Source organism: Nocardia sp. NPDC057353 (genome assembly GCF_042667085.1).
Taxonomy (GTDB): domain Bacteria; phylum Actinomycetota; class Actinomycetes; order Mycobacteriales; family Mycobacteriaceae; genus Nocardia.
Map to the genome: position 1 here is coordinate 134,821 of NZ_JBHVAK010000010.1, position 6,220 is coordinate 141,040.

The 6,220-nt window shown below is 71.4% G+C and carries 7 protein-coding genes; 6 read left to right on the forward strand and 1 reads right to left on the reverse strand.

Annotation, left to right across the window (positions count from 1 at the left end):
* The first annotated feature begins 21 nt into the window (after positions 1 to 21).
* From ACFUUZ_RS07765 to ACFUUZ_RS07780, 4 genes are all read left to right on the forward strand, one after another.
* On the forward strand, positions 22 to 1,206 hold the full coding sequence (locus ACFUUZ_RS07765; RefSeq protein ID WP_378693677.1) for a CaiB/BaiF CoA transferase family protein: 1,185 nt from the start codon (positions 22 to 24) through the stop codon (positions 1,204 to 1,206).
* A 25-nt stretch (positions 1,207 to 1,231) separates the two neighbouring features.
* The gene (locus tag ACFUUZ_RS07770) at positions 1,232 to 2,152 is read left to right on the forward strand and encodes an HpcH/HpaI aldolase/citrate lyase family protein (RefSeq protein WP_378693662.1); all 921 of its coding nucleotides are present in this window, start codon (positions 1,232 to 1,234) and stop codon (positions 2,150 to 2,152) included.
* A 128-nt stretch (positions 2,153 to 2,280) separates the two neighbouring features.
* Complete coding sequence (locus ACFUUZ_RS07775; RefSeq protein ID WP_378693679.1) at positions 2,281 to 3,315, forward strand: fatty acid desaturase family protein; 1,035 nt, start codon at positions 2,281 to 2,283, stop codon at positions 3,313 to 3,315.
* Between the two features lie 29 nt (positions 3,316 to 3,344).
* Positions 3,345 to 4,562 carry a cation:proton antiporter gene (locus ACFUUZ_RS07780; protein WP_378693664.1) on the forward strand — a complete coding sequence of 406 codons (1,218 nt, stop codon included), beginning with the start codon at positions 3,345 to 3,347 and terminating at the stop codon, positions 4,560 to 4,562.
* A 39-nt stretch (positions 4,563 to 4,601) separates the two neighbouring features.
* Here the strand turns inward: ACFUUZ_RS07780 and ACFUUZ_RS07785 are convergent, their stop codons facing one another.
* Positions 4,602 to 5,072 carry a hypothetical protein gene (locus ACFUUZ_RS07785; protein ID WP_378693665.1) on the reverse strand — a complete coding sequence of 157 codons (471 nt, stop codon included), beginning with the start codon at positions 5,070 to 5,072 and terminating at the stop codon, positions 4,602 to 4,604.
* A 185-nt stretch (positions 5,073 to 5,257) separates the two neighbouring features.
* Here ACFUUZ_RS07785 and ACFUUZ_RS07790 point away from each other — a divergent pair, with 185 nt between their 5' ends.
* Both ACFUUZ_RS07790 and ACFUUZ_RS07795 read left to right on the forward strand, forming a co-directional pair.
* Complete coding sequence (locus tag ACFUUZ_RS07790; protein ID WP_378693667.1) at positions 5,258 to 5,704, forward strand: helix-turn-helix transcriptional regulator; 447 nt, start codon at positions 5,258 to 5,260, stop codon at positions 5,702 to 5,704.
* A 5-nt stretch (positions 5,705 to 5,709) separates the two neighbouring features.
* Positions 5,710 to 6,120, forward strand: a complete 411-nt coding sequence (locus ACFUUZ_RS07795) for a VOC family protein (protein ID WP_378693669.1) — start codon at positions 5,710 to 5,712, stop codon at positions 6,118 to 6,120.
* Positions 6,121 to 6,220: the final 100 nt, after the last annotated feature.

The window sequence follows — 6,220 nt, forward strand, 5'->3', positions numbered from 1 at the left end:
ATGGCCGCGGTGCAGCGCCCGATGCTGGACGGCATCCGGGTGCTCGACATGGCCACCCTGGCCGCGGCGCCGCTGGCCGCCACCTACCTCGGCGAGTTCGGCGCCGAGGTGATCAAGGTGGAGCAGCCGAACGGCGGCGACCCCATCCGGTCGTGGGGGCACCAGCGCGACGGCGTCGGGCTGATGTGGAAATCGGTGTCGCGCAACAAGAAATCGGTGACCCTCGACCTGCGGGTGGCCGAGGGGCAGGAGCTGCTGCGGCGGCTCGCCGCGCAGGCCGACGTGGTGATCGCCAATACCAGGGTGCGCACGCTGGAGCGCTGGGGGCTGGACTACGAGAGCCTGCGCGCGGTGAACCCCAGGGTGATCATGCTGCACGTCACCGGCTTCGGGTTGACCGGCCCGAAGAGCGAGCGCCCCGGCTTCGGCACGCTCGGCGAGGCCATGAGCGGCTTCGCGCACCTTACCGGCGAGGCGGAAGGCCCGCCGACGCTGCCTCCCTTCATGCTCGCCGACGGCGTCGCCTCGCTGAACGCCGCCTACGCGGTGGCGATGGCGCTCTACCACCGCGACGTGCACGGCGGGCCGGGCCAGCTCATCGACATCAACCTGATCGACCCGCTGGCCCGGCTGCTGGAGCAGACCCTGCTCGCGCACGACCAGCTCGGGCTGGTGCCGCAGCGCGCCGGCAACCGCTGGGACATCTCGGCCCCGCGCAACACCTACCGCACCTCGGACGGGCGCTGGCTCGCCATGTCCGGCAGCTCGCCCGCGCTGGCGCTGCGGGTCTTCCGGGCCATCGGCCGCGGCGACCTGGTCACCGACGCCGACTTCTCCGACCCGCAGCGGCGGCTCGCCAGGGCCCCCGAGGTGGACGCCGCGGTGGCCGCCTGGGTCGCCGAGCACACCCTGGCCGAGGCCATGGCGGTCTTCGACGAGTACGAGGTGGCCGCCGCCCCGGTCTACGACATCGCCGACCTGCTCGCCGACGACCAGATGAAGCACCGTGAGGTCTTCGTCGGCGTCGACGACCCCGAGCTGGGCACGGTCACCGTGCAGGCGCCGGTCGCGCGGTTCTCCGCGACCAGCGGCGCGGTCGAGCACCTCGGGCCCCGGCTCGGCGAGCACAATGCCGAGGTCTTCGGCGAGCTGCTCGGGCTCGGCGAGAACGAGCTGGCCGAGCTGCGCGCCCGCGGCGTGCTCTGAATTCCCCCACGAGAGGATCCTTTCGATGACGAAGCTGCTCCGCCGCTCGGAGCTGGCGCTGCCCGCCTGCAACGACCACATGTTCGCCAAGGCGGTCACGCTCGGCGCCGACCTGGTCTTCCTCGACCTGGAGGACGCCACCCCGGTGAGCCTCAAGGAGGGCTCGCGGGAGAAGGTGATCACCGCGCTCAACGAGCTGGACTGGGGGCGCACCGCGCGCGCCATCCGGATCAACGGGCTGGACACCGAGTGGTGCCACGACGACATCATCGAGGTCGTCACCAGGGCCGGGCGCAACCTGGACACCATCGTGGTGCCCAAGGCCAAGACCGCCCGCGACGTCTGGTGGGTGGACGTCCTGCTCACCCAGCTCGAGCTGAAACTCGGGCTGGAGAAGCAGATTCGGCTCGAGGTGCTGATCGAGGAGGTCGAGGGGCTGGCCAATGCCGAGGCCATCGCCACCGCCAGCCCGCGGGTGGACGCCATCATCTTCGGCGTCGGCGACTTCTCGCTCTCCCAGGGCGCCAGGGTGGACACCAACTTCGAGCCGCTCGGCGACTACCCCGGCGACTTCTGGCACTACGCCAGGGCCAAGGTCATCGTCGCGGCCAGGATCGCGGGCATCGACGCCATCGACGCCCCCTTCCCCGACTACGGCAACACCGAGGGGTACGAGCGCGACGCACGCCGCGCCTCGCTGCTCGGCTACACCGGCAAGTGGGCCATCCACCCGGTGCAGGTGCCGATCGCCAACGCGGTCTACTCGCCGACGCCGGAGGAGGTCGCGCTGGCCGAGCGGAACATGAAGGCGTACCGGGAGGCCGAGGCGGCGGGCCGCGGCGCGGTCGGCGTCGGCGGCGTCCTGGTGGACGCGGCGCACGTGAAGATGGCCGAGCAGGTGCTGGCCAGGGTCGCGCTGATCGAGGGGGCGGAGCCCGGGCGGTGAGATGCCCGGGGGCGCGCTATTGTTCATGCACCGGTCGCCGGTTCGTGGCCGCGTCAGCCCCCGCCGGGCATATCGCTGTCGTTCCCTGGCGCTGAACAGCCGAGGGACGACGGCGAGAGCGGGACGTGATGCGACCGGTGGCGGAGAAGCGGGCCGATGCGGCGCGCGGCAGTGAGTTCGCGGTGCTGCTGCGCCGGGTCCGCGAGGCCGGGCTGCTGGAACCGGCCGTGCCGCAGTACCTCGCCCGCACCGCGGTGACCGTCGGGCTGCTCGCGGGGTGCTACGCCCTGCTGATCGGGCTCGGCGACAGCTGGTGGACGCTGGGGATCGCCGTCGTGCTTGCGGCGCTCTTCGCGCAGTTCGCCTTCCTCGGCCACGATGCCGGGCACAAGCAGATCTTCGCGAGCCGGAAGGCCAACTACGTCTACGGCGCGCTCGTCGGGAACCTGCTGATCGGGGTGAGCATCGGCTGGTGGACCAGCAACCACAACCGGCACCACGCGCACCCGAACACCGAGGACGCCGACCCGGACATCATGGGCATCCTGGCGCACTCCGGCGCCCGCGCCGGGATGGCGCGCGGCTACCGGCGCTTCGTGGTGCGGCACCAGGGCGTGCTCTTCTTTCCCATGCTCACCCTGGAAGGGCTGAGCCTGCGGATCTCCAGCTGGCGCGGGGTGCTGCGCTGGCCCATCCCGAACCGGGGGTGGGAGGCGGCGCTGCTCGCGAGCCACGCGCTGGGCTACCTGCTGCTCGTCTTCGCGGTGCTCCCGCCGGTCAAGGCGGTGGTCTTCATCGCGCTGCACCAGGCGCTCTTCGGGCTCTACATGGGCACCACCTTCGCGCCGAACCACAAGGGCATGGCGGTGCTGAGCGCCGATGACACCACCGGCCACCTGCGCAAGCAGGTGCTCACCTCGCGCAACGTGCTCGGCAGCAGGCTGCTGGACACCGCCTTCGGCGGGCTCAACTACCAGATCGAGCACCACCTCTTCCCGTCCATGCCGCGGCCGCACCTGCGCCGGGCGCAGCCCATGGTCGCCGCGTACTGCGCCGAGATCGGGCTGCCGTACCGGGCCACCGGGTTCATCGACTCGTACCGGGAGGCGCTCGGGCACCTGCACACCGTCGGCAAGGAGGCCGGGCGCGCCGAGCGCGGCTGACCGGCCCCGGCCGGGGCACAATCCACCCCATGGTCCTGGTGCTGGTGGTCTTCACCGGCGTCGTGGTGCTGTGGTCGCTGAGCGCCACGCTGCTGCGGCGCCTGCTGATCCACGCCCCGCTCGCCATGGTCGCCGCGGGCGCGGTGTTCGGGGCGTTCTCCTCGACCGATGTGGCGCCCTTCCTGAACAGCGAGGTGGCGCTGCACGCCGCCGAGATCATCCTCGCGGTGCTGCTCTTCGTGGACGCCACCGAGGTGCGCGGCGGGATCTTCGGCGGTGAGCCGCGGGCGGCGGCCAGGCTGCTCTTCCTGGCGCTGCCGCTGAGCATCGGGCTGGCGGTGCTCGCCGGGTGGCTGCTCATCCCCGAGCTCCCGGCGCCGGTGCTGGTGCTGATCGCCTGCATCGTGGTGCCGATCGACTTCGCGCCCGCCGCCGAGATAGTCCGGGAGCGCCGGATTCCCGCCAGGGTGCGGCACCTGCTGGCGGTGGAGAGCGGGTACAACGACGGCATCGTCGCCCCGGTCTTCGCCTTCGCGCTGACGCTGGCCACCGGGGTGGGCGCCGACGCGAACCCGCTGGCGGCGCTGCGGGACGCCATTCCCGCCTTCGGCACGGCGATCGCCGTCGGGTTGGTGCTCGGCGGGGTCACCGCGTGGGTGGGGACCAGGGCGCACCTGCGCGGGCTGACCGAGCCGCAGGCGTTCCGGATCGGGCTGGTCGCGCTGCCGCTGCTCGCCTACGGCGCCGCCGTGGCCTGGCACGCCAACGGCTTCGTGGCCGCCTTCGCCTGCGGACTGGCCTACCAGGCGGTGCGCGCCCGCGACGCGGTGCGGATGCGGCGGGCGCGCCCGGCCGAGCGCGAACTCGGGCTGATCGACGACGTCGGCCTGGTCGCCGGGCTGATCCTCTGGTTCGCCTTCGGGGCGAGCTTCGTCATCGTCTTCGGCGCCGCCCCGCTGCTCGACTGGGGGCTCATGCTCTACGCGGCACTGGCCCTGACCGTGATCCGCCTCGGCCCGGTCCTGCTCGCCCTCGTCCGCTCCCCGCTCGCACCCCGCGAGCGGCTGCTCGTCGGCGCGCTCGGCCCGCGCGGCACCGCCACCATCGTCTTCGGCCTACTGGCCTACAACGCACTCGACGAAGACCTCGGCGGCTACGCCCTCACCGTCACCGGCGTCACCGTCCTGATCAGCGTCGTCATCCACGGCATCGGCGCCCCACTCCTCACTAGAGCGAGGCGGCGCTGACGGATCGCCAGAAGTCATCCGGCGATCCGTCGATGCGTATTACGCAGTGCCTTCGACGTCGGGGGCTGAGCGGAGGCGGGAGGTGAGGACCGGGACGGCGTTGTCACCGTAGCGGTGCCGGGTGGCATCCCCACCCTGGGCGGGGGCGAACTGGGTGACGGCCAGCTGCTCCAGCACGCAGATGAGCAGCAGGTGCCTGGTGCGCTCGACGTGGTGGTACTCGGTGCCGACGGCCTGCTCGCGGTTCTGCGGCAGGGCGGGCGGCACGAACTCGGTGAGGGTCCAGAACAGCTCGGGCCCCATCATGGTCGAGTCCCCGCTGGAGCGGTCGAACCACCGGCTGGAGTACTCGATCAGCACTCGCGCCAGCTGCCCGGCGTGCGGGAGTGCTTCGGTGAAGTCGGCCAGGGCCTGCCGACTGTCGGTGCTGCCCTGGATCACGACGGCGATGCGGCCGGCGACCTCGCGCAGCAGGGGGAGGTCCTGGTCGGGCCACGTGGAAAGAGTCATTCGATAACGTCCTAGCTCGGATACAGCGACCTCGACGGTAACGATTCGGTTGCGTCAGCACCAGTCGTGATGTGATCCCTTGGTGTTAATGGGGGCGACCTCCGGCCCCTTCTGTGACAGCCCACAACGGCCGACCCGGTTTCCGGGTGCTGGGCAAGGCGGCCCTGACGTGGCACGATGCACCGGTGGGAACCCGACAGGAGGACCAGCGGCTGCGCGATCTCGCGCTGCTGCGCCGGGTGCGGGACCGGATCGATCGGGAGTACGAGCGCCCGCTCGACGTCGAGGCGCTCGCCCGCGGCGTGCACATGTCGGCCGGGCACCTGAGCCGCGCGTTCCGGCAGGCGTACGGGGAGTCGCCGTACTCGTACCTCATGACCCGGCGGATCGAGCGCGCCATGGCGCTGCTGCGCCGCGGCGACCTCAGCGTCACCGAGGTCTGCTTCGCGGTCGGCTGCTCCTCGCTCGGCACCTTCAGCACCCGCTTCACCGAGCTGGTCGGGGTGCCGCCGAGTACGTACCGCAGGGAGGCCGCGAACGCGACCGCGGGGCTGCCGTCCTGCGTGGCCAAGCGGGTCACCCGACCGGTCAGGAATCGAGAAGCGCCGGTCGCCGCGCCCCCTCTAGCGTGAACCGCATGACCATCACCATCCACTCGAGTTTCCTGCCGCACACCGATCCGGAGGCCTCGCTCGCCTTCTACCGGGACACGCTCGGCTTCGAGGTGCGCAACGACGTCGGCTACAACTGCATGCGCTGGATCACGGTCGGCCCGCCCGAGCACCCCGGCATCAATATCGTGCTCTACCCGCCGGAGGCCGACCCCGGCGTCACCGAGGCGGAGAAGCGCACCATCGCCGAGATGATGGCGAAGGGCACCTACGCCAGCGTGCTGCTCGCCACCGAGGACCTGGACGGCGCCTTCGCCACGGTGTCGGCCACGGATGCTGAAATCGTGCAGGAGCCCACGGAACAGCCGTACGGCGTGCGCGACTGCGCCGTTCGCGACCCGGCGGGCAACATGGTCCGCATCCAGCAACTGCGCTGACACAGGGAGTCTCAATGAAGTTGTCAAGCCGGGAGCGCGACCGGTGGAGCGGGGGTGAATATCCGATGGTCGCGCAGCAACGCCCACAGCACCGAGACTC